Source organism: Bradyrhizobium sp. USDA 372 (assembly GCF_053629095.1).
Window position 1 is genome coordinate 4,644,105 of sequence record NZ_JBRJHR010000001.1, and the last position, 24,126, is coordinate 4,668,230.

The 24,126-nt window shown below is 65.1% G+C and carries 21 protein-coding genes; 6 read left to right on the plus strand and 15 right to left on the minus strand.

What is annotated here, in order from left to right:
• Window positions 1–149 precede the first annotated feature (149 nt).
• Window positions 150–1,961: a translation elongation factor 4 gene (gene lepA, locus AB7M16_RS21905; RefSeq protein ID WP_453945203.1), complete on the minus strand. Its 1,812-nt coding sequence runs from the start codon at window positions 1,959–1,961 to the stop codon at window positions 150–152.
• A 113-nt stretch (window positions 1,962–2,074) separates the two neighbouring features.
• Here lepA and AB7M16_RS21910 point away from each other — a divergent pair, with 113 nt between their 5' ends.
• Complete coding sequence (locus tag AB7M16_RS21910) at window positions 2,075–3,700, plus strand: glycosyltransferase family 39 protein (RefSeq protein ID WP_453945204.1); 1,626 nt, start codon at window positions 2,075–2,077, stop codon at window positions 3,698–3,700.
• A 124-nt stretch (window positions 3,701–3,824) separates the two neighbouring features.
• Here AB7M16_RS21910 and AB7M16_RS21915 read toward each other — a convergent pair whose 3' ends face one another.
• The 5 genes from AB7M16_RS21915 to AB7M16_RS21935 form a co-directional block, all read right to left on the minus strand.
• Window positions 3,825–4,142, minus strand: coding sequence for an HPr family phosphocarrier protein (locus tag AB7M16_RS21915; RefSeq protein ID WP_036014186.1), 318 nt, complete (start codon window positions 4,140–4,142; stop codon window positions 3,825–3,827).
• Complete coding sequence (locus tag AB7M16_RS21920; protein ID WP_007597752.1) at window positions 4,139–4,540, minus strand: PTS sugar transporter subunit IIA; 402 nt, start codon at window positions 4,538–4,540, stop codon at window positions 4,139–4,141. The genes AB7M16_RS21915 and AB7M16_RS21920 overlap by 4 nt, the downstream gene beginning before the upstream one ends.
• Before the next feature lie 133 nt (window positions 4,541–4,673).
• Window positions 4,674–5,198, minus strand: a complete 525-nt coding sequence (locus AB7M16_RS21925) for an HPr kinase/phosphorylase (RefSeq protein WP_172786661.1) — start codon at window positions 5,196–5,198, stop codon at window positions 4,674–4,676.
• Window positions 5,195–6,991: a sensor histidine kinase gene (locus AB7M16_RS21930; RefSeq protein WP_172786662.1), complete on the minus strand. Its 1,797-nt coding sequence runs from the start codon at window positions 6,989–6,991 to the stop codon at window positions 5,195–5,197. Before AB7M16_RS21930 ends, AB7M16_RS21925 begins: the two co-directional genes overlap by 4 nt.
• Before the next feature lie 112 nt (window positions 6,992–7,103).
• On the minus strand, window positions 7,104–7,805 hold the full coding sequence (locus tag AB7M16_RS21935) for a response regulator transcription factor (RefSeq protein ID WP_008542552.1): 702 nt from the start codon (window positions 7,803–7,805) through the stop codon (window positions 7,104–7,106).
• A 242-nt stretch (window positions 7,806–8,047) separates the two neighbouring features.
• Here AB7M16_RS21935 and AB7M16_RS21940 point away from each other — a divergent pair, with 242 nt between their 5' ends.
• The 3 genes from AB7M16_RS21940 to AB7M16_RS21950 all read left to right on the plus strand — a co-directional run bounded on the left by AB7M16_RS21940 (window position 8,048) and on the right by AB7M16_RS21950 (window position 13,358).
• A complete protein-coding gene (locus AB7M16_RS21940; protein WP_453945205.1) occupies window positions 8,048–8,797 on the plus strand; it encodes a HugZ family pyridoxamine 5'-phosphate oxidase in 750 nt (249 codons plus the stop codon).
• Between the two features lie 64 nt (window positions 8,798–8,861).
• The gene (locus AB7M16_RS21945; RefSeq protein ID WP_453945206.1) at window positions 8,862–11,456 is read left to right on the plus strand and encodes a CHAT domain-containing tetratricopeptide repeat protein; all 2,595 of its coding nucleotides are present in this window, start codon (window positions 8,862–8,864) and stop codon (window positions 11,454–11,456) included.
• A 285-nt stretch (window positions 11,457–11,741) separates the two neighbouring features.
• Entirely contained in the window at window positions 11,742–13,358 is a 1,617-nt protein-coding gene (locus AB7M16_RS21950) for a phosphoenolpyruvate carboxykinase (RefSeq protein ID WP_212259440.1), read from the plus strand.
• Window positions 13,359–13,554: 196 nt separating this feature from the next.
• On the opposite strand, the gene AB7M16_RS21955 is transcribed toward AB7M16_RS21950, so the two are convergent.
• Together AB7M16_RS21955 and AB7M16_RS21960 are read right to left on the minus strand one after the other, a co-directional pair.
• Window positions 13,555–14,370, minus strand: a complete 816-nt coding sequence (locus AB7M16_RS21955) for an acyl-CoA thioesterase (RefSeq protein ID WP_453945207.1) — start codon at window positions 14,368–14,370, stop codon at window positions 13,555–13,557.
• A 196-nt stretch (window positions 14,371–14,566) separates the two neighbouring features.
• Entirely contained in the window at window positions 14,567–17,083 is a 2,517-nt protein-coding gene (locus AB7M16_RS21960) for a glycogen/starch/alpha-glucan phosphorylase (RefSeq protein WP_212259442.1), read from the minus strand.
• Between the two features lie 204 nt (window positions 17,084–17,287).
• Between AB7M16_RS21960 and AB7M16_RS21965 the strand changes: the two genes are divergently transcribed.
• Window positions 17,288–17,521 (plus strand): hypothetical protein, encoded by a 234-nt coding sequence (locus AB7M16_RS21965; RefSeq protein WP_453945208.1) that lies wholly within the window; start codon window positions 17,288–17,290, stop codon window positions 17,519–17,521.
• Between the two features lie 11 nt (window positions 17,522–17,532).
• On the opposite strand, the gene AB7M16_RS21970 is transcribed toward AB7M16_RS21965, so the two are convergent.
• Window positions 17,533–18,396, minus strand: a complete 864-nt coding sequence (locus AB7M16_RS21970) for a LysR family transcriptional regulator (protein WP_212259444.1) — start codon at window positions 18,394–18,396, stop codon at window positions 17,533–17,535.
• Window positions 18,397–18,505: 109 nt separating this feature from the next.
• Here AB7M16_RS21970 and AB7M16_RS21975 point away from each other — a divergent pair, with 109 nt between their 5' ends.
• Window positions 18,506–19,417 (plus strand): DMT family transporter, encoded by a 912-nt coding sequence (locus AB7M16_RS21975; RefSeq protein ID WP_172786670.1) that lies wholly within the window; start codon window positions 18,506–18,508, stop codon window positions 19,415–19,417.
• A gap of 152 nt (window positions 19,418–19,569) precedes the next feature.
• Here AB7M16_RS21975 and AB7M16_RS21980 read toward each other — a convergent pair whose 3' ends face one another.
• From AB7M16_RS21980 to AB7M16_RS22005, 6 genes are all read right to left on the minus strand, one after another.
• Window positions 19,570–20,130: a group I truncated hemoglobin gene (locus tag AB7M16_RS21980; RefSeq protein ID WP_453945209.1), complete on the minus strand. Its 561-nt coding sequence runs from the start codon at window positions 20,128–20,130 to the stop codon at window positions 19,570–19,572.
• 287 nt (window positions 20,131–20,417) lie between these two features.
• Window positions 20,418–21,188, minus strand: coding sequence for a TIGR02186 family protein (locus AB7M16_RS21985; RefSeq protein ID WP_212259447.1), 771 nt, complete (start codon window positions 21,186–21,188; stop codon window positions 20,418–20,420).
• Window positions 21,185–22,102, minus strand: coding sequence for a sulfite exporter TauE/SafE family protein (locus AB7M16_RS21990; protein WP_172786673.1), 918 nt, complete (start codon window positions 22,100–22,102; stop codon window positions 21,185–21,187). Before AB7M16_RS21990 ends, AB7M16_RS21985 begins: the two co-directional genes overlap by 4 nt.
• 199 nt (window positions 22,103–22,301) lie before the next feature.
• Window positions 22,302–23,249, minus strand: a complete 948-nt coding sequence (locus AB7M16_RS21995) for a transporter substrate-binding domain-containing protein (RefSeq protein ID WP_439402073.1) — start codon at window positions 23,247–23,249, stop codon at window positions 22,302–22,304.
• Between the two features lie 89 nt (window positions 23,250–23,338).
• Window positions 23,339–23,929, minus strand: coding sequence for an SCO family protein (locus AB7M16_RS22000; RefSeq protein ID WP_453945210.1), 591 nt, complete (start codon window positions 23,927–23,929; stop codon window positions 23,339–23,341).
• Window positions 23,930–23,953: 24 nt separating this feature from the next.
• Entirely contained in the window at window positions 23,954–24,079 is a 126-nt protein-coding gene (locus AB7M16_RS22005; protein ID WP_453945211.1) for a hypothetical protein, read from the minus strand.
• Window positions 24,080–24,126: the final 47 nt, after the last annotated feature.

Here is a 24,126-nt window from a genome sequence, read left to right on the forward strand (position 1 = left end):
CCCCTGTTTTGCCCGACGGAGCAAGCCGACTTCGTAAAATCGAAAAAAGCACAGTGCCGCCAAGGGGGCGGCTACTGTGCATGGGGTTGTTTTCGCGCTTTTTTGTTTGCCGGCCTCGGAGCCCGGGCCAGCCCGTCCCGAGCGTCGCCTCAGCTGTCCACCTTCAGCGCGGCGATGAAGGCTTCCTGCGGGATGTCGACCTTGCCGAACTGCCGCATCTTCTTCTTGCCTTCCTTCTGCTTCTCCAGAAGCTTGCGCTTACGCGTAATGTCGCCGCCGTAGCATTTTGCGGTGACGTCCTTGCGCAGCGCGCGCACCGTCTCGCGCGCGATCACCTTGCCGCCGATCGCCGCCTGGATCGGGATCTGGAACATGTGCGGCGGGATCAGCTCCTTCATCTTCTCGACCATGGCGCGGCCGCGCCCTTCGGCGCGGGTGCGGTGGACCAGCATCGAGAGCGCATCGACCGGCTCGGCATTGACCAGGATCTGCATCTTGACGAGGTCGGCCGGCTTGTAGTCGGTGAGGTGATAGTCGAACGAGGCGTAGCCCTTGGAGACCGACTTCAGGCGGTCGTAGAAGTCGAACACGACTTCGTTCAGCGGCAGGTCGTATTTCACCATGGCGCGGGAGCCGACGTAAGTCAGCTCCTTCTGCGCGCCGCGGCGGTCCTGGCACAGCTTCAGGACGCTGCCGAGATATTCGTCGGGCGTCAGGATCGTCGCCTCGATCCAGGGCTCGTCGATCTCGGCGATCTTGACCACGTCGGGCATGTCGACGGGATTGTGGATCTCGATCTCCTGGCCGTCGGTGAGCTTCATCTTGTAGATGACGCTCGGCGCGGTCGCGATCAGGTTGAGATCGAACTCGCGCGATAGCCGCTCCTGGATGATCTCGAGATGAAGAAGCCCCAGGAAGCCGCAGCGGAAGCCGAAGCCGAGCGCGGCGGAGGTTTCCATCTCGAAGGAGAAGCTGGCGTCGTTGAGGCGCAGCTTGCCCATCGCGGCGCGCAGCGTCTCGAAGTCGTCGGCGTCGACCGGGAACAGGCCGCAGAACACCACGGGGATCGCCGGCTTGAAGCCCGGCAGCATCTCGGCGACCGGCTTCCTGTCGTCGGTGATGGTGTCGCCGACGCGGGTGTCGGCGACTTCCTTGATCGCGGCGGTGATGAAGCCGATCTCGCCGGGGCCGAGCTCGTCGACCTGCTGCATCTTCGGCGTGAAGAAGCCGACGCGCTCGACGTCATAGGCGGCGCCGGTGCCCATCATGCGCACGCGCTGGCCCTTCTTCATGCTGCCGTCGACGATCCGCACCAGCACGACGACGCCGAGATAGACGTCGTACCAGCTGTCGACCAGCAGCGCCTTCAGCGTGGCGTCGCGGTCGCCCTTCGGCGGCGGCAGGCGGGTGACGATGGCTTCCAGCACGTCGGGGACGCCGAGGCCGGTCTTGGCCGAGATCATCACCGCATCCGAGGCGTCGATGCCGATGACGTCCTCGATCTGCTGCTTGACCTTCTCGGGCTCGGCCGCGGGCAGGTCGACCTTGTTCAGGACCGGGACGATCTCGTGATTGTTGTCGAGCGCCTGGTAGACGTTGGCGAGCGTCTGCGCCTCGACGCCCTGGCTGGCGTCGACCACGAGCAGGGAACCTTCGCAGGCCGCCAGCGACCGCGAGACCTCGTAGGCGAAGTCGACATGGCCGGGCGTGTCCATCAGGTTGAAGATGTAATCCTTGCCGTCCTTGGCGCGGTAGGCGAGGCGCACCGTCTGCGCCTTGATGGTGATGCCGCGCTCGCGCTCGATGTCCATGGAATCGAGCACCTGCTCCTTGCCCGCCATTTCGCGGTCGGAAAGGCCGCCGGTCATCTGGATCAGGCGGTCGGCCAGCGTCGATTTTCCATGGTCGATATGGGCGACGATGGAGAAATTGCGGATGTTGGAAATGGGGACGGTCGTCATGGGCGCGGGATACCACTCACATCCCCGTGCGGCAACCATATTGCTGTATTTTCAGGGCCTTTGTTCACGCCAAGCTGATTCCATGAGGGGCCAAAACGCGCTACGCACGGCCCATGTCCACGACCTCTCTTCCCTCCTCCAGAACGCGGGCAAAGACCCGCTTGAGTTACGACCGCTTCCGGGCCTTCCTGGTTGCCTGCGCGGTCCGCCCCGAGGCGCGCCTGTGGCTGGTGATCCAATTCGCCATCCTGCATGCGGTGCTGTGGACCTTCATCCTGATCAATCTGAAGGCGGCGCAGGACGTTCACATGGACGTCGCAGAAGCCTGGGGCTGGGGCCAGAAATTCCTCTGGGGCTATGGCAAGCACCCGCCGCTGTCGGGCTGGGTGGCCGGCCTCTGGTTCGCGGTGTTCCCGGCGGCGGATTGGGCGACCTATGCGCTGGCGATGGCAACGGTGAGCATCGGCATGGTGCTCTGCTGGCTGATCGCCTTGCGCGTGGTCGATGCGCGCCGCGCGTTCCTGGTCGCGGTGATGATCGCGCTCTACCCGATCTTCAATTTCAAGGGCTTCAAGTACAATCCGGACCTGCTCCAGCTCGTCACGCTGCCGCTCCTGGTGCTCGCTTATCTCAACGCATTCGAGAAGCGGAGCTGGCAATCCGGAATCCTGCTCGGGCTTGCCGGCGCGCTGGCGCTGATGACCAAATATTGGGTGCTGACCATGATCGGCGCGATCGGGCTCGCCGCGCTGATCCATCCCAACCGGTTGCGCTTCTTGTCGTCGCCCGCGCCGTGGGTCGCGATCGCCACGATGGTGGCGGCGATGATCCCGCACATCGTCTGGCTGGCGGATGCGCATTTCGTGCCGCTGACCTATGCCGGCGACACCTACAGCCTGCAGGACAAGAGCCAGGTGCATCAGCTCGTCGCGGGCTATGTGCTGCACAATTTCGCGCTGCTGGCCTTGCCGGTGGCGCTCGCGGCACTCGCCATGGCGCTGGTGCCGCCTTGGGTCAAATTGCTGCTGCGAGCGCCCTTGCGCATCGTCACGCGCGCCTGGTCGCGCGGCGCCAATGCAGGCGTCAATGTCTCGCAGGCGCTGAACGTCTGGATCATCCAGCTCATCGTCGCCTTCGGCCCGCCGCTCGGCGCGCTGGTGTTCAGCATCTACATGAAGACCGATTGGGGCATCTCGTTGTTCTTCCTGGTCCCGCTCGCGCTGGTCGCGATGCCGACGCTGCGCGTGCAGAGCGCCGCGCTGTTCAACATCGCAGCGATCTGGCTCGTGCTCAGCGCCGCGACGCTTGCGGCCTCGCCCCTCATCGCCGCGCGCGAGATGGAGGCCAATGCCGGCAACACCGCGACCTACGGCGCGCGCTCGGAACTGGCGCGCAAGCTGACTCAGGAATGGCACATGCGCTTTGCCTCGCGCTGGGCGGTCGTTGCCGGCACCATGGAGTCGATCCAGCCGATGGTGTTCTACAGCCCGGATCACCCCGCAGCTTTCACGCCGAACGAGCCGTGGAGCTCGGGTCTGACGTCGCTCGACGACGTCAGGAGATACGGCTTCATCGGCGTGTTCGATCCGACCGATGGCCGCCTGCCTGGATTCGAGAAATGGGTGTCGGAGGTTGCGCCGAATGCCGAGCGCATGGTGATGAGCACGCGCCGCTTCACGAGCGGCAAGGCCGGCCCATCCATGAGTTGGAGCGTCTACATCGCGCCGCCGGCGAAGTAGGCGGGCTGCCGTAGTGCCGCAGGGTGGGCAAAGGCGCGAAGCGCCGCGCCCACGAACTTTCAATGATCATGAGATGTGGTGGGCACGCTTCGCTTTGCCCACCCGACGGTGCCGAGCGCGTGGCTCAGACCCCTTCCTCGTTGAACTTGCTCTCCACGAGCTCCGTGATCGCCGCCAGCGCGGCTTCAGCGTCGGTGCCTGCCGCCGCCACCGTGATCGTCGTGCCGGGACCCGCTGCGAGCATCATCAGGCCCATGATCGAGGTGCCGCCGACTGTCTCGCCGCCGCGCGTGACCCACACCTGCGCGTCGAAGCGCTCGACCGCCTGGACGAATTTCGCCGAGGCGCGCGCGTGCAGGCCGCGCTTGTTGATGATCAGGAGATCCTTGGAGATCGCGCCCGCGGGCACGCCGGTCGCGGCTTGTGGCGCCTCCTCGCTCATTTGCCTGCGAGCACGCGGCTGGCGATGGTGACGTATTTGCGGCCGGCTTCCTGCGCCATCGCGATCGCGTCGGGCAGCGGTCGCTCCTCGCGCACCTTGGCGAGCTTCACCAGCATGGGCAGGTTGATGCCCGCGAGCACTTCGACCTTGGGCCGGCTCATGCAGGATATTGCCAGGTTCGACGGCGTGCCGCCGAACATGTCGGTGAGGATCGCAACGCCGTCGCCGGAATCGACGCGGTTGACCGCCTCGATGATGTCGCTTCGGCAGAGATCGGAATCATCCTCGGCGCCGATCGTGATCGCTTCGATTTGCTTTTGTGGGCCCATGACATGCTCAAGCGCCGCCTTGAATTCGTCGGCAAGGCGCCCGTGGGTCACAAGTACTAGACCAATCATCGGAAAACTCCTCGCGGGCGCTTTTGGTGCACCGCACGAACGCGCCACTTTGACCATCCAGAGCCCCCGCGCAAGAGGGGATGTTGCGTATCTCCCTGAATCTATACGGATGTATGAGGGGAGCTGCGCCGGTCTATTCGGTCGCGATAGTGGGGTTCATATGGTTACCATTTCCCTTCAAACAATCGCCTGAAGGGTTAACGGAAGATGAACTCTTGGTAGTGGTCAAGGCCGCAACAACCAGAGGAAGGGGCGAATAGTCGCGGGCAACGGGGATTCGCGGTATTTCGACACCAAAAATGCTGGTTTTCAGAGCTTCGGCCGGCGGCAGCCGCTCGGCGTCCGCGGCGGCCAGATCGACCACGAGACCGACGGTCGCATGCTCCACGAAGTCGCAGCGGCGGATTCCGAGGCCCCGGATCTCGATCAGGCCGGCCAGGCGAGGCGCGGGGCGGACCTCAATTTCATGGCCGAGTGTCGCCAGATGGACACGGTCATCGCCGACCAGAACGGCGCTTTCCACAACGCCTGAGCGTCCGGCCATGATCAGATCGAAGGCAAGCCGCGACTTGCCGGACCCCGAGGGCCCGCGGATCAGCACGGCGAGTGTCCCGACCTTGACGGCGGAGGCGTGAACGCTGGGCCCGCCGTCGCTCATAGCGCCGGCAGCCTCACCACGAAGCGCGCGCCGGCAATCGTCGGAGTGCCGTCGGCGTCCGGCGGGCCAGGGCGGTTCTCTGCCCAGATCCGTCCGCCATGAGCGTCGACGATCTGCTTGGAGATCGACAGGCCGAGGCCGGAATTCTGGCCGAAGCCCTGATGCGGACGGTCGGTATAGAAGCGCTCGAAGATGCGCTCCAGCGCGTCCTCGCGAATGCCGGGGCCGTCGTCGTCGACCACGATCTCGATCTCGGAGCGCACGCGCCGGCAGGTGAGGCGCACCTTGCTGCCGCGTTCGGAGAAGGATTGCGCGTTGGAGAGCAGGTTGGAGACGACCTGCCCGAGCCGGGAATCGTGGCCGCTCACGGCAAAGGTGTCGGTCGGGCTGCGGCCCTCGAAGCGTGTCTCGACCGCGACGTCGTGGCCGAGCTTGGTTTCATTGGCGACGGACACCAGCGTGGTCAGCAGGCGGCGCAAATCGACCGGGATCGCATCCTGGCGCTGCAGCTCGGCATCGAGGCGGCTGGCGTCGGAGATGTCCGAGATCAGCCGGTCGAGCCGCTTGACGTCGTGCTCGATCACCTCGAGCAGGCGCGCGCGGCTGTTCTCGTTGCGCGCCAGCGGCAGCGTCTCGACCGCCGAGCGCAGCGAGGTCAGCGGGTTCTTCAATTCATGGGCAACGTCGGCGGCGAACATCTCGATCGCCTCGATGCGGCTGTAGAGCGCGCTGGTCATGTCGCGCAGCGCGCCGGAGAGGTGGCCGATCTCGTCGCGGCGGCGGGTGAAATCGGGGATTTCGATGCGGGCCTTGATGCGGCGGCGGACGCGCTCGGCGCTGTCGGCGAGCCGGCGCACGGGACCCGCGATCGTGCTCGCCAGCAGGAGCGACAGCATGATCATGACGGCGGCGGCGACGCCGCCGACCTTCAGGATGGCGAGGCGCTCGGCGGTGACCATCTGGTCGATGTCGTCGCCTTGCGTCGACAGCATCAAGGCGCCGTGGATCGCGCGCGAGCGCAGCACGGGGACCGCGACCGAGACGATCACCTCGCCGCGTGCATTGACCCGCACCATCGAGCGCTTCTGGCCCTGCAGGGCGTCGCCCACTTCGGCATAGCCATTGCCGTTCTCGGGCCCGAGCTCGCGATAGAGCGGCAGGTCGCCGCGGTTCAGCCAGGTGCGCACCGCGACCTTGCCGCGCTCGATAATGCCGGGTTGCTCGGCCGGTGGCGGCAGCGGAAAGCGCAGCACGTTTTCGAGGTTGCGGCTGTCGAGCAGCAGGCTGCCGTTGGGATCGTAGATGCGGGCGCGCGTCTTGGTCGGCGAGATCAGGGTGCGCAGCACCGGCGCGACGCGCTCCGGATTGATCGGGAAGTCCAGCGGCGAATACTCGTCCGAGCCGCCATAGGTCTCGCCCGGCTTGAGGTCGAGCAGCCGATCGGGATCGATGGTGATGGCGTTGGTCTGCACCGTGGCGGAGGCCGCGATCGCGCCGGCGATGATCTCGGCCTGGACCAGGAGGCTCTGGGCGCGCGCGTCGATCAGGCCGGCACGGAATTGCGACAGGTACAGGATGCTCGCCACCAGCGCGACGAGGCCGGCGAGGTTGAGCGAGACGATGCGGCGGGTGAGGCTCGAGAAGGACAGCGCGAAGAAGAACTGCCCGGCGCGTTTCAGCCAGTTCAGCGGCCGGAAGCCTTGCGGCTTGTCGTCGGCAACGTGCTCCTGAACGCCGTCGGATGCGAGATCCCCGGCGCTCTGGTTAGGCTCAGGCTGCGTTCGGTCAAGCAATGCTTACGCCCGCGTTAGGACGGCCCGTGCGAAGGTCCCCGCATCCTAGAGCGATCCTCGTCCCGATGGAACGAGAACCGGAGATGCTCTCGATCGCGCTGGAGGGTGCGCCTCAGGCTTCCTTGAAACGGTAGCCGACGCCGTAGAGCGTCTCGATCATCTCGAACTCGTTGTCGACCACCTTGAACTTCTTGCGCAGCCGCTTGATGTGGCTGTCGATGGTGCGGTCGTCGACATAGACCTGGTCGTCATAGGCGGCGTCCATCAGCGCGTTGCGGCTCTTCACCACGCCGGGCCGGGTCGCGAGCGCCTGCAGGATCAGGAATTCGGTGACGGTGAGCGTCACCGGCTCGTTCTTCCAGGTGCAGGTATGGCGTTCCGGATCCATGCGCAGAAGGCCGCGGTCGAGCGCCTTGGCGTCGTTCTCCTTCGGCGCGACGGTCGGGTCCTTCGGCGCCGAGCGGCGCAGCACCGCCTTGACGCGCTCGACCAGCAGACGCTGCGAAAACGGTTTGCGGATGAAATCGTCGGCGCCCATCTTGAGGCCAAACAGCTCGTCGATCTCCTCGTCCTTGGAGGTGAGGAAGATCACCGGCAGGTCGGACTTCTGCCTGAGACGGCGGAGCGTCTCCATGCCGTCCATGCGCGGCATCTTGATGTCGAGGATGGCGAGATCGGGCTGGGTGGTCCGGAAACCGTCGAGTGCGGAGGCACCGTCGGTGTAGGTCATGATACGGTAGCCTTCGGCTTCCAGCGCGATCGAGACGGATGTGAGAATGTTGCGGTCGTCGTCGACCAAAGCGATTGTGGGCATGAGCCTCTCTGCTTTCTGCTTTCCGTTTGGGTCGTGGCTTGAAACGGCGAGCGATCCAGTGATGCGCCGCATACATGGGTGCCGAAGTGGCGTTCGAACCTTGTCACCGAGCAATGCAAGCTGGGCTGAAGTGTGACCAAGTTCCACGAGACACGGCAGATTCGCCGCGTCTCGACCCATAACCGGGCCCCCGTTTACCCGAAAAAAGGCCCACCTTGCAACCACCTGAGCTGAGAAAGCCGATGCAACCGACCCCCGATTTCGACCCCGCAAGGCTCGCCAGATCGCTGCTGAGGCGGTCCCGGCAGGGGGCCTTGGCGACGCTGATGACCGGCAGCGGCGATCCCTATTGTTCCCTGGTCAATCTCGCCAGTCATCCCGACGGCTCGCCGATCCTGTTGATCTCGCGCCTTGCCGTGCATACCAGGAACATCCTCGCGGACTGCAGGGTCTCGCTGATGCTGGACGAGCACGTGGCCGGCGATCCCCTGGAAGGCGCCCGGATCATGCTGTCGGGCCGGGCCGAGGAGGCCGATTCCGACAAGGATCTGCTCCAGCGACGGTATCTCAGTGCCCATCCCTCGGCGGAAGGCTTTGTTTCCTTTAAGGATTTCTCCTTCTTCCGGATCCGGCCCACGGGAACCCATCTGGTCGCCGGCTTCGGCCGGATCGTCGACCTCAAGCCCGAGCAATTCCTGACCGACCTCACCGGCGCCGAGGACTTGCTGGCGGCGGAGGCGAGCGCCGTCGAGCACATGAACGCAGACCATCGCGATGCTCTGAATCTCTACGCAACGAAGCTGCTCGGCGCCGCCGAGGGCGACTGGCGCTGTACTGGCTGTGACCCTGAAGGCCTCGACATGCAAGACGGGCAAGCCGCGCTGCGGCTGGACTTCCCGGAGCGGGTGACGGATGGCACGGGCCTGCGCAAGATGCTGGTCCGCCTCGCTGGCGAGGCGCGCACGAGGATGGACCAGGGCGCAACCGCTTGAACGCCGCTACCGATCGCCGCGACCCATGACCGTGACGGTTGTCGGGTACGCAGCGAGAGGGCTCATGACGCGTCGACGTTTGGCATGGACTGCGGGTCTGGCGCTCGCCATCACCACCCTGCTGGCTACCCCGGCCCTCGCCCAAAAGGGCGACCTCGCCGCACAGGGGGCGCGGATCAACGCGCTCAACCAGGCCGGCAAATATGCGGAAGCGCTGCCCCTGGCGCAGGCCATGGTCGCGAGCCTGGAGAAGGGCAATGACGGGCGCGAGCTCTCTGCGGCGCTCAACAATCTCGGCCAGGTCTATGCCGGGCAGGGCCGCGACGATCTGGCCGAGCCGGTCTACAAGCGCGCGATCGCGCTGATGGAAAAGTCGCTCGGCCTCGACACCGCCTTGATCTCGCCCGAACTGACCAATCTCGCCGCGCTGTATCAGCGGCAGGGCCGCTTCACTGAAGCCGAGCCGCTGTTCAAGCGCGCGCTCGCCGTCAGCGAAAAGAGCCTGTCGCGCGAGCATCCAGATGTCGGCCGGGCCCTCAACAATCTCGCCACGCTCTATGTGAAGCAGGAGCGCTTTGCCGATGCCGAGCCGCTGTTCCGGCGTGCGCTCGCGATCTATCAGAAGGCCGCAGGTCCCGAGCATCCCGCGGTCGCCACGGTCCTGAACAACATCGGACAGGTCGAGCGCGACCTCGACCGCGACGCCGATGCCGAAGCGCCGATCAAGCGCTCGCTCGCAATCCGTGAAAAGGTGCTGGGGCCGGACCACCCCGACGTCGCGCGCTCGCTCAACAATCTCGCCGGGCTCTACCAGCACCAGCAGCGTTATGCCGATGCCGAGCCGCTGTATCGCCGCGCGCTGGCGATCCGCGAGCGTGCGCTCGGGCCCGATCACCCTGATGTCGCGACCTCGACGAGCAATCTCGCCGATTTCCTGCAGGCGACGGGACGGACGGCGGACGCCTTGCCGTTGGCGCAGAAGACGCTCGCGGCCAACCGTGCGCAGCTGCGTGTCGTGCTGCCGATCCTGTTCGCGGCGAGGCAGCAATCGCTGCTCGCGAGCGAGAAGGCGCTCGACGACGCCCTCGGTGCGATCCAGCGCGGCTCGCAATCCTCTGCTGCTTCCGCCGTGAGCAAGCTCGCGGTGCGGCTCGCCGCCGGCAGCGACCGGCTCGCCGAGCTCGTGCGCAAGGATCAGGATCTCGCGGCCGAGTCCGAAGCGCTCGACAAGGCGATCATCGCTGCGGTGTCGAAGCCATCGGCCCAGCGTGACGTCGCGGCCGAGCAGCGCAGCCGCGCGCGGATCGCGGCGATCGCGAGCGCGCGTAGCGGATTGCAGAAGACGCTCGCGGTCGAGTTTCCCGACTATTCCTTGCTTTCCAACCCGCTGCCGCTGACCGTGAAGGACATCCAACCGCTGCTGGCCTCCGACGAGGCGATGGTGGTCTATTCCGTCGTCGACAGAAGGAGCTATGTCGTCGCGATCACGCGCGAGAGCGTCGACTGGAAGGAGATTCCGCTCGAAGCGGACGCGATCACGCAGAAAGTCACCGCCTTTCGCAGGGGGCTCGATGTCGGCAAGGCGCGCGATGCCTCCGGCAAATCGGGATTGTTCGACCTCGCCCTCGCCAACGAGCTCTATGTCGCGCTGCTCGGCCCGGTCGAGGCGCTGACCAAGGACAAGCGCAACCTGCTGGTGGTGCCGTCGGCGGCACTGACCGCATTGCCGTTTCATCTGCTGGTCACGGAGAAGCCGCAGGCTGCGATCCCGGACCGGCTCGAGGGCTACCGCAGTGCTGCCTGGCTGCTGCGGCGCCAGGCCGTCTCGGTGCTGCCGTCGGTGATCAGCCTGAAATCGCTGCGCGCTTTTGCCCGCAGGGATCAGAGCATCAAGCCGATGACCGGTTTCGGCGATCCCGTGTTCAACCCTGCGGCCGAAGGGCCAGCCGACCGGCGCGCCGCGAGCGGCAAGGTCGCCGCACGCAGCATTGCGACGATCGCCTATGCCGACTTCTGGCGCGGCGCCGGCGTGGATCGTGCGCGGCTGGCCCAGGCACTGCCGCAACTGCCCGATACGGCTGATGAATTGAACGCGGTGGCGAGGGACGTCGGCGCGGCTGAGGGCGATATTCATCTCGGCCGCGACGCCAGCGAAACGACGCTCAAGCGTGCAGCGCTTGCCCAATACGGCATCATCTACTTTGCCACCCACGGCCTCGTTGCCGGCGACGTCAAGGGATTGGGGGAGCCCTCGCTTGCGCTCTCCATCCCCGACCAGCCGACGGAGCTCGACGATGGTCTTCTCACCGCGAGCGAAGTGGCCCAGCTCAAACTCAATGCCGATTGGGTTGTGCTATCCGCCTGCAACACCATCGCGGGCGACAAGCCCGGTGCCGAAGCGTTGTCGGGATTGGCGCGCTCGTTCTTCTACGCAGGCGCCCGCGCGCTCTTGGTGTCGCATTGGGCCGTGGATTCGGAGGCTGCGACCCGCTTGACCACATCGACCTTCGAGCTGCTCAAGAACGAACCGAAGCTCGGTCGTGCCGAAGCTTTGCGCCGCGCGATGTTAGCCTATCTCGATGATGCCTCGTCGCCACGCAACGCTTATCCCGCGATGTGGGGGCCGTTCGCGCTGATCGGCGAGGGTGAGGTAAGATAGGGCGTCGGCGCCGCGATTGTGCGTCGCAATAACCGGGCATAACGCGCAAACGTGCATTTGGTTGCGCGATCATCAGCACTTTCTCGATGCAGCCATTCAGAGCTGACATGCGCGACGTTTGGCGCGGTCCTTGAATAAACCAAATCCTGCGGGATCAGCTTGGCAACGCCAGCGTTCATCAGTATTACGTCGTTCAGCCGAGGCCGAACGGCCCATATTCACGGTGATCGCGACGGCGCCAGACTTGGCCGCGCTGAGTGTCGCGAGTTCTAGGAGGATTTTTTCGTGCAAGAGACGGGCGTGCGCAACGGTGCCTTCGGCGCCGACAAATTCGGCTTAAAGAATCTCAAGCAGGTTCACTGGAACCTGGGTGCGCCGCAACTCTATCAATACTCGCTCGCAGCGGGCGAGGCGGTGCTCTCCGCCGATGGCGCACTCTGCGCTGACACCGGCGAGTTCACCGGGCGCAGCCCGAAGGACAAGTTCACGGTGCGCGACGCCGCCACCGACAAGAAGATGTGGTGGGCCGGCAACCAGTCGATCACCGCAGAGCAGTTCGAGACGCTCTATCAGGACTTCCTCAAGCACGCCGAAGGCCAGCGCCTGTTCGCGCAGGACCTCTATGGCGGCGCCGACCCGGCCTACCGGATCAAGACGCGCGTCTTCACCGAGCTTGCCTGGCACTCGCTCTTCATCCGCACGCTGCTGATCCGCCCCGAGGCGATCGAGCTGTCGACCTTCGTGCCGGAGCTCACCATCATCGACATGCCGAGCTTCCGCGCCGATCCCAAACGCCACGGCTGCCGCTCGGAGAACGTCGTCGCGATCGATTTCACCCGCAAGATCGTCCTGATCGGCGGGTCTTATTATGCCGGCGAGATGAAGAAGTCGGTGTTCACGACGCTAAACTATTATCTGCCCGAGCGCGGCGTGATGCCGATGCACTGCTCGGCGAATGTCGGCGCCAAGGGCGATACCGCGATTTTCTTCGGCCTGTCGGGCACCGGCAAGACGACGCTGTCGGCCGATCCCAACCGCACGCTGATCGGCGACGACGAGCACGGCTGGGGCCCGAACGGTGTCTTCAATTTCGAAGGCGGCTGCTACGCCAAGTGCATCAAACTCTCGAAGGAAGCCGAGCCCGAGATCTATGCCGCCTCGACTCGCTTCGGCGCGGTGCTCGAGAACTGCGTGCTCGACGACGACACCCGCGTCGTCGATTTCGACGACGGCTCCAAGACCGAGAATACGCGTTCGGCCTATCCGCTCGACTTCATCCCGAACGCGTCGCGCACCGGCCGCGCGCCGCAGCCGAAGAACGTGGTGATGCTGGCTGCCGACGCTTTCGGCGTGCTGCCGCCGATCGCCAAGCTCTCGCCGGCGCAGGCGATGTATCACTTCCTGTCCGGCTACACCGCCAAGGTCGCCGGCACCGAGCGCGGTCTCGGCAACGAGCCGCAGCCGGAATTCTCGACCTGCTTCGGCTCGCCCTTCCTGCCGCTCGACCCATCCGTCTATGGCAACATGCTGCGCGACCTCATTGCCCAGCACAATGTCGATTGCTGGCTCGTCAACACGGGGTGGACCGGCGGCAAGTACGGTGTCGGCTCGCGCATGCCGATCAAGGTGACGCGCGCGCTACTCACCGCCGCGCTCGACGGCTCGCTGCGCAACGTCGAATTTCGCACCGACAAATATTTCGGCTTCGCGGTCCCGACCGCGCTGCCGGGCGTGCCGGCGGAGATCCTCAACCCGGTCAACACCTGGAAGGACAAGGACGAGTTCGACAAGACCGCCCGCGCGCTGGTCGGCATGTTCCAGAAGAATTTTGCCAAGTTCGAAGCCCAGGTCGACGCCGAGGTCCGCGCCGCCGCGCCGGATGTGAAGCTGGCGGCGGAGTAAGCGCTCGGTCTTAATGCAGAAGGGCGGCCGAGAGGCCGCCCTTTGTTTGCCCCATATCTTTCCACCGTCATTGCGAGCGCAGCGAAGCAATCCAGAAATCCCTCCGCGGAGACAGTCTGGGCTGCTTCGTCGCCAGCGCAAAATTGCTCCGCAATTTTGTCGCGGGCTCCTCGCAATGACGAGTCCGTGGAAGCAGCTACGCCTTGAAATACGCGATCTGCGTCGTGGTCGCGAGCAGCCGGCCGTTCGGCGACCACAGCTCGGCGTTCTGGTCGGCGTAGCTCTTGTGCATGATCTTGGAATCGGCGGTCGCCAGCACGCGCGTGATGTCTTCAGCCACGAGCTCCTCGGCGTCGGTGTGGAAATACGTCGTCAGCGACACCGTGCCGAACGGCACCAGCTCGCGCCGGGCGTGGAAGATGCGGCCGAAGAAGGCGTCCGACATCGACATCAGCGACAGCATGTCGAGCTTGCGCGGCGTGCGGTCGCTGATCCAGATTTTCGAATAGGTGCTGGCGGGCTCGGCCTTCGGCGGGCCCATCCGCATCTCGCCCTCGACGAAGCGGAATTCGTATTGGTTGGCCCAGGATGCCGAGATTTTTGGGAACGGCAGCGTCTGTTCGAACGGCTTTGTTTCAGGATATTGCGCCACCCGGTGCTCCCAGGACGGGCGCCGCTCGGCGAACACCGCGGTGGCGAGCGTTGCGACTTCGCCGCCGCCCTGGCTGAGCTCGACGCTCCAATGCTGGCTGGAGCGGTTGGCTTTGACCAGCCGCACGTCGAGGTCGAACGGACCCTTGGCGATCGGCGCGCAATAATTGACGGTGACGGCGAGCGGATCGCCGGCGCGTTCGGGATGGTCGATCAGCGCGCGCAAAATGGTCGCGGCCGTGGCGCCGCCGAACGGGCCGACAAAGGCCCAGTACTCATCGCTGGTGTGTCCCTGCCAGCTGCTGTCACCAGCGGTGACGCGCGTGGCCTCGTCGAAGGGGTGCGGGAGCTTCGCGTGCATTGGTGGTCCTCGATGCCTGGCCGCCGTCATTGCGAGCGCAGCGAAGCAATCCAGACTGTCTCTATGGATGCAGTCTGGATTGCTTCGTCGCTACGCTCCTCGCAATGACAAGCGGTGCGCTGACGGTCATCATATGACAGTCGGCGCCGCCATGTTCAATAACGTCGCTGGTAATGGAAATCCACGCCGCGGAAAATCAGCCCGCGGCGTCGCGCAAATTCGGCAGCAGCGGCGTGGTCGGGTTGACCGGCACGTTCCAGATCTCCTCGGCATATTCGCGGATGGTCCGGTCCGAGGAGAACCAGGCCATGCGCGCCACGTTGAGGATGGAGGCGCGTGTCCAGGCCGGCGCCACCTGCCAGCGCGCATCGACCGCGCGCTGCGCCTCGTAGTAGGAATCGAAATCGGCGCTGACCATGTAATGGTCGAGATAGCGCAGCGCATGCGCGATGGATTCGAAGCGGCCGGGATCGCCGGGCGAGAACTCGCCGGCGCCGATCGCGTTGATGGCGCGCTGCAGCTTTGGTGACCTGCGGATCACGTCGGAGGCATCCAGCCCCTGCTTGCGCCGGATCATGACATCGCCTGCCTCCATGCCGAAGATCGCGATGTTCTCCGCGCCGACATGGTCGCGGATCTCGATGTTGGCGCCGTCGAGCGTGCCGATGGTGATGGCGCCGTTCAGCGCCAGCTTCATGTTGCCGGTGCCGGAAGCTTCCATGCCGGCGGTGGAGATCTGCTCGGACAGATCGGCGGCGGGAATGATTACTTCGGCGAGGCTGACATTGTAGTCGGGCAGGAACACGACCTTGAGCTTGCCGCCGATCGCGGGATCGTTGTTGACGATGTCGGCGACGTCGTTGATCAGCTTGATGATCAGCTTGGCATAGCGATAGCTCGCCGCCGCCTTGCCGGCGAAGATCTTCACCCGCGGCACCCAATTGCCGTTGGGCTCGTCCTTGATCGCCTGGTACAGCGCGACCGTCTCGATGACGTTGAGCAGCTGGCGCTTGTATTCGTGGATGCGCTTGATCTGCACGTCGAACAATGCGCCCGGGTCGACCCTGATGCCGAGCCGTTCGCCGATCAGGCGGGCGAGCTGGGCCTTGTTGTGGTGCTTGACGCTGCGGAATTTCTTCTGGAACTCGACATCGCTGGCGCGCGCCTCGATCAGCGAGAGCTGGGTCGGATCGTCGAGCACGGCCTCGCCGCAGGTCTCGCGCAACAAATCGGTCAGCTTCGGGTTCGCCAGCATCAGCCAGCGGCGGAAGGTGATGCCGTTGGTCTTGTTGGTGATGCGGCCGGGATAGAGATGGTTGAGGTCGTGGAACACGGTCTCGCGCATCAGGTCCGAATGCATCGCCGAGACGCCGTTGATGCGGTGCGAGCCGACGAAGGCGAGCTGGCCCATGCGCACGCGGCGGCCGCTCTTCTCGTCGATCAGCGAGACCGAGGCACGGAAGTCGATGTCGCCGGGGCAGCGCGCTTCCGCGAGCGCCAGATGCTGCACGTTGATGCGATAGATGATCTCCAGATGCCGCGGCAGCAGCCGCTCGAACAGCTCGACCGGCCAGGTCTCCAGCGCCTCCGGCAGCAGCGTGTGGTTGGTGTAGGAGAGGGTGGCGACCGTGATCTTCCAGGCCTCGTCCCAGCGGAAATTGTGGAGGTCGACGAGGATGCGCATCAGCTCGGTGACGGCAAGGCTCGGATGGGTGTCGTTGAGCTGCACCGCGACCTTGTTCGACAGGCTGCGCAGCTGGCCGTCGGACGACAGATGCCGCTTGACCAGATCCTGCAGCGAGGCCGAGACGAAGAAATATTCCTGGCGCAGCCGCAGCTCGCGGCCCGCCGGACTTTCGTCGTTCGGATAGAGGAATTTGCAGATCGCCTCCGCGCGCGCCTGCTCGGCGCTGGCGCTGACGTAATCGCCCTTGTTGAAGGCATCGAGCTTGAGCGGATCGGGCGAGCGCGCCGACCACAGCCGCAGCGCATTGACGTGCTGGCCGCGCCAGCCGACGATCGGCGTGTCATAGGCGATCGCCTGCACGGTCTCGCTCGCGTGCCAGATCGCGCGGTCGCGGCCCTTGTCATCGACATGCTCGACGCCGCCGCCGAAATTGATGTCGTAGATCACCTCGGGCCGCTGCAATTCCCAGGGATTGCCGAAGCTCAGCCATTCGTCGGGATATTCCTGCTGCCAGCCCTGATTGATGATCTGGCGGAACAGGCCGTAATCGTAGCGGATGCCGTAGCCGATCGCGGGGATCGACAGGGTCGCCATGCTCTCCATGAAGCAGGCGGCGAGCCGGCCGAGGCCGCCATTGCCGAGCGCTGCATCCGGCTCGCATTTGCGCAGCTCCGGCAGCGAGACGCCGAGATCGCCGAGTGCGACCTCGAAGATCTGCAGGAGGCCCATGTTGTTGAGCGCATCGGTGAAGAGCCGGCCGATCAGGAATTCGAGCGAGAGATAATAGACGCGCTTGCGGCCCGCGTCGTAGCTGTGCTTCTCGGCCGTGAGCCAGCGATGCACGATGCGGTCGCGCAGTGCGAGCGCCGCGGCCTGATACCAATCGTGCCTGGTCGCCATGCCAGCGTCCTTGCCGATGGCAAGGCGCAGCTTTGCCAGGATTGCGCCCTTGATCTCGGCCAGCGCGAGTTCGTCGATGGGCTGCCCGGGGGCCGGAAAACTGGGCTGGAACGATGAATCCTGCAAAGCCGTCACTTCCTAGGTCGAAGTACTCTCACCAATCTACGCGTCCTGCCCCTTGCACCGGAACTGACGCCCGGCGGTCGTGCACGCCGCTGGCGCAAAATTATGCAAGGAACGGGCCGAGTTGGGAACCCGGAGGAGCACGGAGAAAGCCGGATTCGGTGCTAGATTACGAAAGATTCAGCCATCAGTGTGGAGGAGACGACCATGAGACTGCTGATCGAAATCGCCACTGCAGCCCTGCTCGTCGTCTGCATCAGCGCCACCAGCGCGGCGTTTGCCGCCGGCAAAACCGGTCGCAGCGCCGACGGCCTCAGCTGCGGCTTCACGGTGCCGCAGAATGCGTCGCCCGCAGCCCGCTGCACTGCGATCAAGCGCCAATGCGGCGGCAAGTTCTACGCAAGCGCGTGCGGTGGCAAATTGATGTCCGCTGCGAATTGAGCGGAGGTCCGTCACGCCGCCTTGCTCTGCACCGCATCGCAAAACTCCGCGAGACGATCGGCAAGCCGCAGCGTTGCCGGGCTCGCATCCGGTGAAGCCATCAGCGCCACCTCGGTCTTGTTGATCGGCGCAAAGCCATCTTTTGCGGTCAGCACGCGGTGATCGGACTGGATCGCCATCTCCGACAGGATGCTCAAGCCCATGCCGGCGGCGACCGCGGCCTGGATGCCGGCGAGGCTCGACGAGGTGTAGGCGGTGTGCCAGGCGCGGCCCGCGCTTTCCAGCGCGTGGATGGCGCCGGCGCGATAGATGCAGCCGAGCGGAAAGCCGATCAGCGGCACCGAGGGCACATCGACATCGACCGGATGGCTCTTGCTGGTGACCCAGTGCACCCGCTCCGGCCACACCGCGATCGCGTCCTTTGCCCCGGCCTCGCGCTTGTAGAGCGCAAGGTCGAGCTCACCGCGCGCGAGATCGCGGGCGAGATGCTTGCTCTGGTCGGCGCGCACGTCGAGCCGCAACCCCGGATGCGATCGCGAGAACGCGCCGAGCAGTTTTGCCAAGCGGTAGGCCGCAAAGTCCTCGGGGATGCCGAGCCGGATCGCGCCTTCGCCGCCCGGCTGGCGCAATACGTCGCGCGCCTCCTCGGCGAGCGACAGCAACCGCCGCGCATAGGAGAGCAGCCGCTCGCCGGCCTCGGTCGGGCGCACGTCCTTGCCGTCGCGGTGCAGCAGCACCTGACCGACATCCTCCTCCAGCCGCTTGATCTGCTGGCTGACGGTCGATTGCGTGCGGTGGACCCGTTCGCCGGCGCGGGTGAAGCCGCCGGCCTCGACCACCGAGACGAAGCTGCGCAGCAGCTCCAGATCCAGCATCGCCGCCTCCATTGAAAAATCCACTGGACTGCAGTTAATCATTTAATTTCCAAATGACAAGCGGCCTCCCTAGATCGAGGGCAGAAGAAAAACATCCGAGAATGCCCTCATGTCGCTCGCCACCTCGCTTCCCGCCCCGCGCAGCCGCTTCAACACATTGCCGCTCGCGATCGGCCTGTTCTGCCTGCTCTGGAGCTACGCCTTCGTCGCCGGCAAGATCGGCGTCACCCATTGCCCGCCGCTGATCCTGCTCGCCGCGCGCTTCTCGCTCGCGGGCATCCTGATCCTGGGCGCCACGCTCGCCCGCGGCGACGGCTGGTCATTGACCTGGCGTGACGCCGCGGTCTTCGCAGTGCTGGGCATCGCCAACAACGCTCTCTATCTCGGGCTCGGCTACACCGGCCTGCAATCGGTCTCCGCAGGCCTTGGCGGCCTGATCGTGTCGGCCAATCCGGTGTTCACGGCGGCGCTCGCCGCGCTGCTGCTCGGCGAAGGCATGACCTGGCGCAAGGCGAGCGGCCTCTTGCTCGGGATCATCGGTGTGACGGCAATCGTCTGGCATCGCCTGTCGGTCGGCGCCGACAGTCTGGACGGGATCGTCTTCACGCTGGCCTCGCTCGCCTCCATCGTCGCCGGGACCATCCTGTTCAAGCTACTCGCGCCGAAGGGGTCGTTGTGGATCGGCAACGGCGTGCAGAACCTCGCTGCCGGCATCGCGCTGACGCCAGTCGCGCTGATTTTCGCCGATGTCCACGCCATCGACTATACGCCGGGCCTGATCGGCGCCTTCGCCTTCCTCGTGCTCGGCGGCTCGATCCTCGCCTCCTGGCTCTGGTTTCATCTCCTGAAGACGTGTGGCGCCACCGCCGCCAGCGCCTATCATTTTCTGATGCCGCCGCTCGGCATGTTGTTCGCGTTCCTCGTGCTCGGCGAGCACATCGAGGCGCGCGACCTGCTCGGCATCATTCCGGTCGCGCTCGGCATCTACCTGGTGACGCGGCCGGCGAAGGCGAAGTCGTGAGCGAGATAGAGGCCCCGCTATCTCAACATCGTCATTGCGAGCGCAGCGAAGCAACCCAGAATCTTTCGCGGAGGGACTCTGGATTGCTTCGCTGCGCTCGCCGTCTCGGCCTTGCCGATGAACGCCGTTGATCACGACCTCATAGCGATGCTTCAACCGCGCTTGGCTCTCGATACGTAACCGGCGGTGACCTCATCCTTGTGGCTGGCGAACGCAGCCAGTACTTCGGTCTTCTCGCGCTTCGGGACCCTGGCGAAGTCAAGTGTCCGTCCGAGTTCAGCTGCGACCTCGTCGAATTCCGCCGGGGAGATCAGCAAGGCCCGGTGCGCCTCCTCAAGGCCAAGGGCCGTCGTCCCCGGCCTGGTGGCCTTGAACTGGAACGGCCCGCCCGAAACGTCACAGACCCAAAGTGTTCGCATGAACTTGAGGCCAGGCAAGCGTTTCAGATTCTTGGTGTGCCATTCCCTCAACTGCGGATTTTTGGACTTCTGGCCGACGATGGGGTTCTTTACGACCGCGTCGCTGAAATGATCCACGACCGCTGCAATGGCGAAAACGCCGCCAAGTCGTTCATACAGACTTTGATCCGGAGGGGTTTGCTGGGCCTGCGCATGCGCCTGATTGGCTCCAGCCAAGGCCACGGGGGCGGCTGTCAGCGCCAGGCCTGCGACCACGCTTCGTCTGCTGATGGAAGTCGAACGAGCCCTTGCCATGGGTACCTCCTTACGGGGTTTCGTGAGGCATTGCGGCACCAGCATCGTCCCGTCGAAACCGCGGCCGTGCGCACACTGCGTGCCGGGCGGCCTTGTCGGTATTTGCCGTGCTCCCCATCGGATGGTTCGGAATGGAAATGGTTCCGGAGAAATTTTGCGCGGGATGCAAACCCATGCGCCGGCAGGTGACTCCGAAAATGTCCGCTCCGGGGTCACAAGCAGTAATGCGCTGGCGGTTCAAGAATTTCCGTTCGGCCCTCGGGACATTCCTCTTACGAGCACACGGCCTAGTCCTTCCTGAACACGATCGAGGCCATCCACCCCGTCATCAGCGCCATCGCCACGGTGGCGAGGCCGTAGATCAGGCCGTTCTGCCGTGCGGTGGTCGCGACGAACTGCTCGAAGCCGACCTTGACGATCTCGAACGCGGTCTCGGTCTTGCCGATGAACGCACCGTTCGCGAACAGCTTGATCTCGACCTCATAGGTGCCGATCGGCACCTCCGCGGGCAGCGGAATGCCGGTACGGAACAGCGTCGGGGTCAGGAACGTCACCGCGCTTCCGTCTTCGCGATAAAGCCCGCGCTGGGTGCGCAGGCGAATGAAAGCCGAGCGGAACGCATCGTTCGGCACCACGTCGGCAAAGTCGCCGCTGACCCGCTGGGTCAGCAGCACGTTGTTGAGCCCGATCTGCTGCCGCCGCGCGATCTCGGGCGAGGTGATGGCGTCGAACGGGCGGTTGGCGAACAGCGCGAGATAGCTCGGCACCTGCAGGAACTGCCGGTAGTCGGTGTTGATCCAGATGCCGAAGGTGCGCTCCTTCCGCCGCGTCACCATCTCGGCGCGCGGGCCCATCACGGTGACGACGAGATCGTAGGCCGTGCGGTCCGCCGGCGTCGTCGCATCCTTCTCCACCGAGCCGAACAGCACCAGCTCCTCGCCGGAATAGTTCGGCGTCACCGTGACGCGGTGGTTCGAGACCGACACGATCAGCCGCTCGGCCCGCGCAGCGCCGCCGAGCAGCAGGACAAGGACCATGGCGAGAAGTGTGCGCTTCATCCGCTCACTCCGAGCTCACGGATGGTGAAAAGATCCGAGGGCTGGATCACCAGCTCGATCGCGAAGCGGACGCCGACCGAGAGGATGAGCAAGCCCAGCAGCAGCCGCAGCTGCTCGCCGCGGATCTTCTGACCGGCACGGGCGCCGAACTGCGCGCCTGTGACGCCGCCGACCATCAGGATCAGCGCCAGCACGGCATCGACCAGGTGATTGGTCGCCGCGTGCAGCATGGTCGCGAACAGCATGGTGACGAGGGTGAGGACCATCGATGTCCCGATCACCGTCGAGGTCGGCACCCTCAAGAGATAGATCATGATCGGCACCAGGATGAAGCCGCCGCCGATGCCCATGATGGCGCCGATGAAGCCGATCATGGTGCCGACGATTAGCACGGGGATCACCGAGAGGTAGATTTTCGAGCGCTTGAACCGCATCTTCAGCGGCAAGCCGTGGATCCAGTTGTGCGTGCGCCGCGGCGGCACCGCGCCGCGCCGGGTCCGCATCAAGGCGCGCAATCCTTCCGAGAACATCAGGCTGCCGACCGTGGTGAGCAGCACGACGTAGGAGAGCGCGATCATCAGGTCGAGCTGGCCGTGCGCGCGCAGCTGGGTGAAGGTCCATACGCCGAGCGTCGTGCCGGTCACGCCGCCGCACAACAAGACGCTCGCCAGCGCCGGATCGATCGCGCGCCGCCGCCAATAGGAGAGGGCGCCGGAAAACGAGGAGGCCGCGATGTGGCTTGCCACGGAGGCCACCGCGACCGCCGGCGTGATGCCGATGAAGATCAGGAGCGGCGTCATCAGGAAGCCGCCGCCGATGCCGAACATGCCGGAGACGAAGCCGACCGCCGCGCCCATGGCGAGCACCAGGAAGACGTTGACCGGAAGATCGGCGATCGGGAGGTAGAGCTGCATTGAACCTGCGCACCGGCGAGACGGGTCGACGAACGCGCCAATGCTCGCGGAAAGGACGGAACGATTGCCGCGTCCCTCAATAGCGGAATTCGCTGGCGGGCGGGACCGGAATTTCAGGCGTGGTGAACGGGCGTGAGAAGCGCGTGCGGATATCCGCGATCGTCCCCACTCCATGCCGCAGGCGCGGAGAGGCGAAAGATCAGAACGGACTGACCGAGAAATAGCGCAGCCAGAGATCGGTATAGCGGCCTTTTTCCCAGATCCGGAACATCGCCCAGTTCAGGGCCTGGCGCAGCACGTCGTTGCCCTTGCGCACGGCGATGCCGATGCCCTCGCCGAAGAAACGGCTCTCGACGAAGGGACCGCCGGAGAAGGCGCAGCAATCGGCCGAATCCGTGCCGTTGATCCAAAACGCCAGCGAGATGGCGTCGCCGAAGATGAAGTCGACCTCGCCCTTGCGCAGAGCTGCGCGCATCGCATCGTCACTGGAATAGGCACGAAGCTCGGCGTCGGTGAACATCGCCTTCAGGTACGCCTCGTGCGCGGAGCCGGCGATGACGCCGACCTTCTTGCCTTCGAGATATTCGGGGCGGATCTCCGGCATCACCGCATCCTTGCGCGAGACGAAGCGCGCCGGCACGCGGTAATAGGGATCGGTGAAGTCGACGCGGGCGCGCAGCTGCGGGCTCACCGCCATGGAGGCGATGATGGCATCGCCCCGGTTGGAGGTGAGCGCATCCACCAACGTCTCGAACCGCCGCATCTGCACCGTGCAGGTGACCTTGATCTCCTCGCAGAGCGCGCGGGCAAAGTCGACGTTGAAGCCGGCCGGATTGCCGTCGGCGCCGGTAAAGTTGAACGGCGGATAGTCGGTCTCGGTCAGGAAGCGGATCACGGTCAGGCGCGACAGGTCCGGCCGCTCCGGCCGCCGGCGCGGGTCCCAGAACCCGGGCACGGCCTGCGGGGCGGCTTGGGGTGCGGCTTGGGGTGCGGTTTGCGGCGTGGCCTGAGGTGCCGCGGGCGGTCGCTTGGCGGGGGCTTGCGCGCTCGCCGCGGTGAGACCGCCGAGCAGACAAAGGCCGGCCGCCAGCCCTGTTAGCAAGCCACGGACAGATTTGAACGATTTCGCCTGTTGCGATGGAGCCATCGGCCGAAGGAATGAATTTCGTCGGGATCGGAGGGCCTTATAGACCATCCGTCCGGGAACGCGAGCGCCGATTGTGGCCAGGGTGAGGCTCAGAGATAGCGCTTCAAATCAACCGCCGCCTCTTCCGGCGTCCGCTTCAAATTGAACGGCGAGACGAACCTGCCGTCGCGGTCCATCAGGTAGATCAGCGCGGTGTGGTCCATGGTGTAGTCGCCGTCCTTGGTCGGGACCTTCTTGGCATAGACCCGGTAGGAGCTGATCACCTTGGCGGTCTCGGCGGGGTCGCCGGACAGGCCCTGGAGGTGCGGATCGAAGCTCGACAGGTAATCCTTCATCGTTGCCGGCGTGTCGCGCTCGGGATCGACCGAGATGAAGATGGCATTGACCTTGTCGGCGTCCTTGCCGAGCGCGCGCAGCACTTCCGAGATCTCGAACAGCGAGGTCGGGCAGACGTCGGGGCAATGGGTGTAGCCAAAGAAGATCAGGGTCGGCTTGCCCTTCAGGCTCTTGTCGGTGACCGCCTTGCCGTTCTGGTCGGTCAGCTGAAACGGGCCGCCGATCGCGGCCGGCTGCGCCACCTTGCTGACCCCGCCCATGGCCCAGAACATGATCAGGAGCCCGACGACGAGGCTTGCGGCGAAGGCGGTCGCGATCACCAGCGGGCGGGTGGCGGAGCTCATGGGCGGAAAACTTCCTGTCGCAGGTCAGAAGCAGGCGGCGAAGCCGGTCCTGATCATTTCGAAGAACACCTGGCTGCCATAATGGAACCAGAGCGCCAGCGCGCCGATCACGGCGAGACCGCCGACTGTCGCGCCAGCCCACAGCAGCACGGATGGCATCCGCCCGGCAGTGGGCGAATTGTCCGATAGCCGATGTG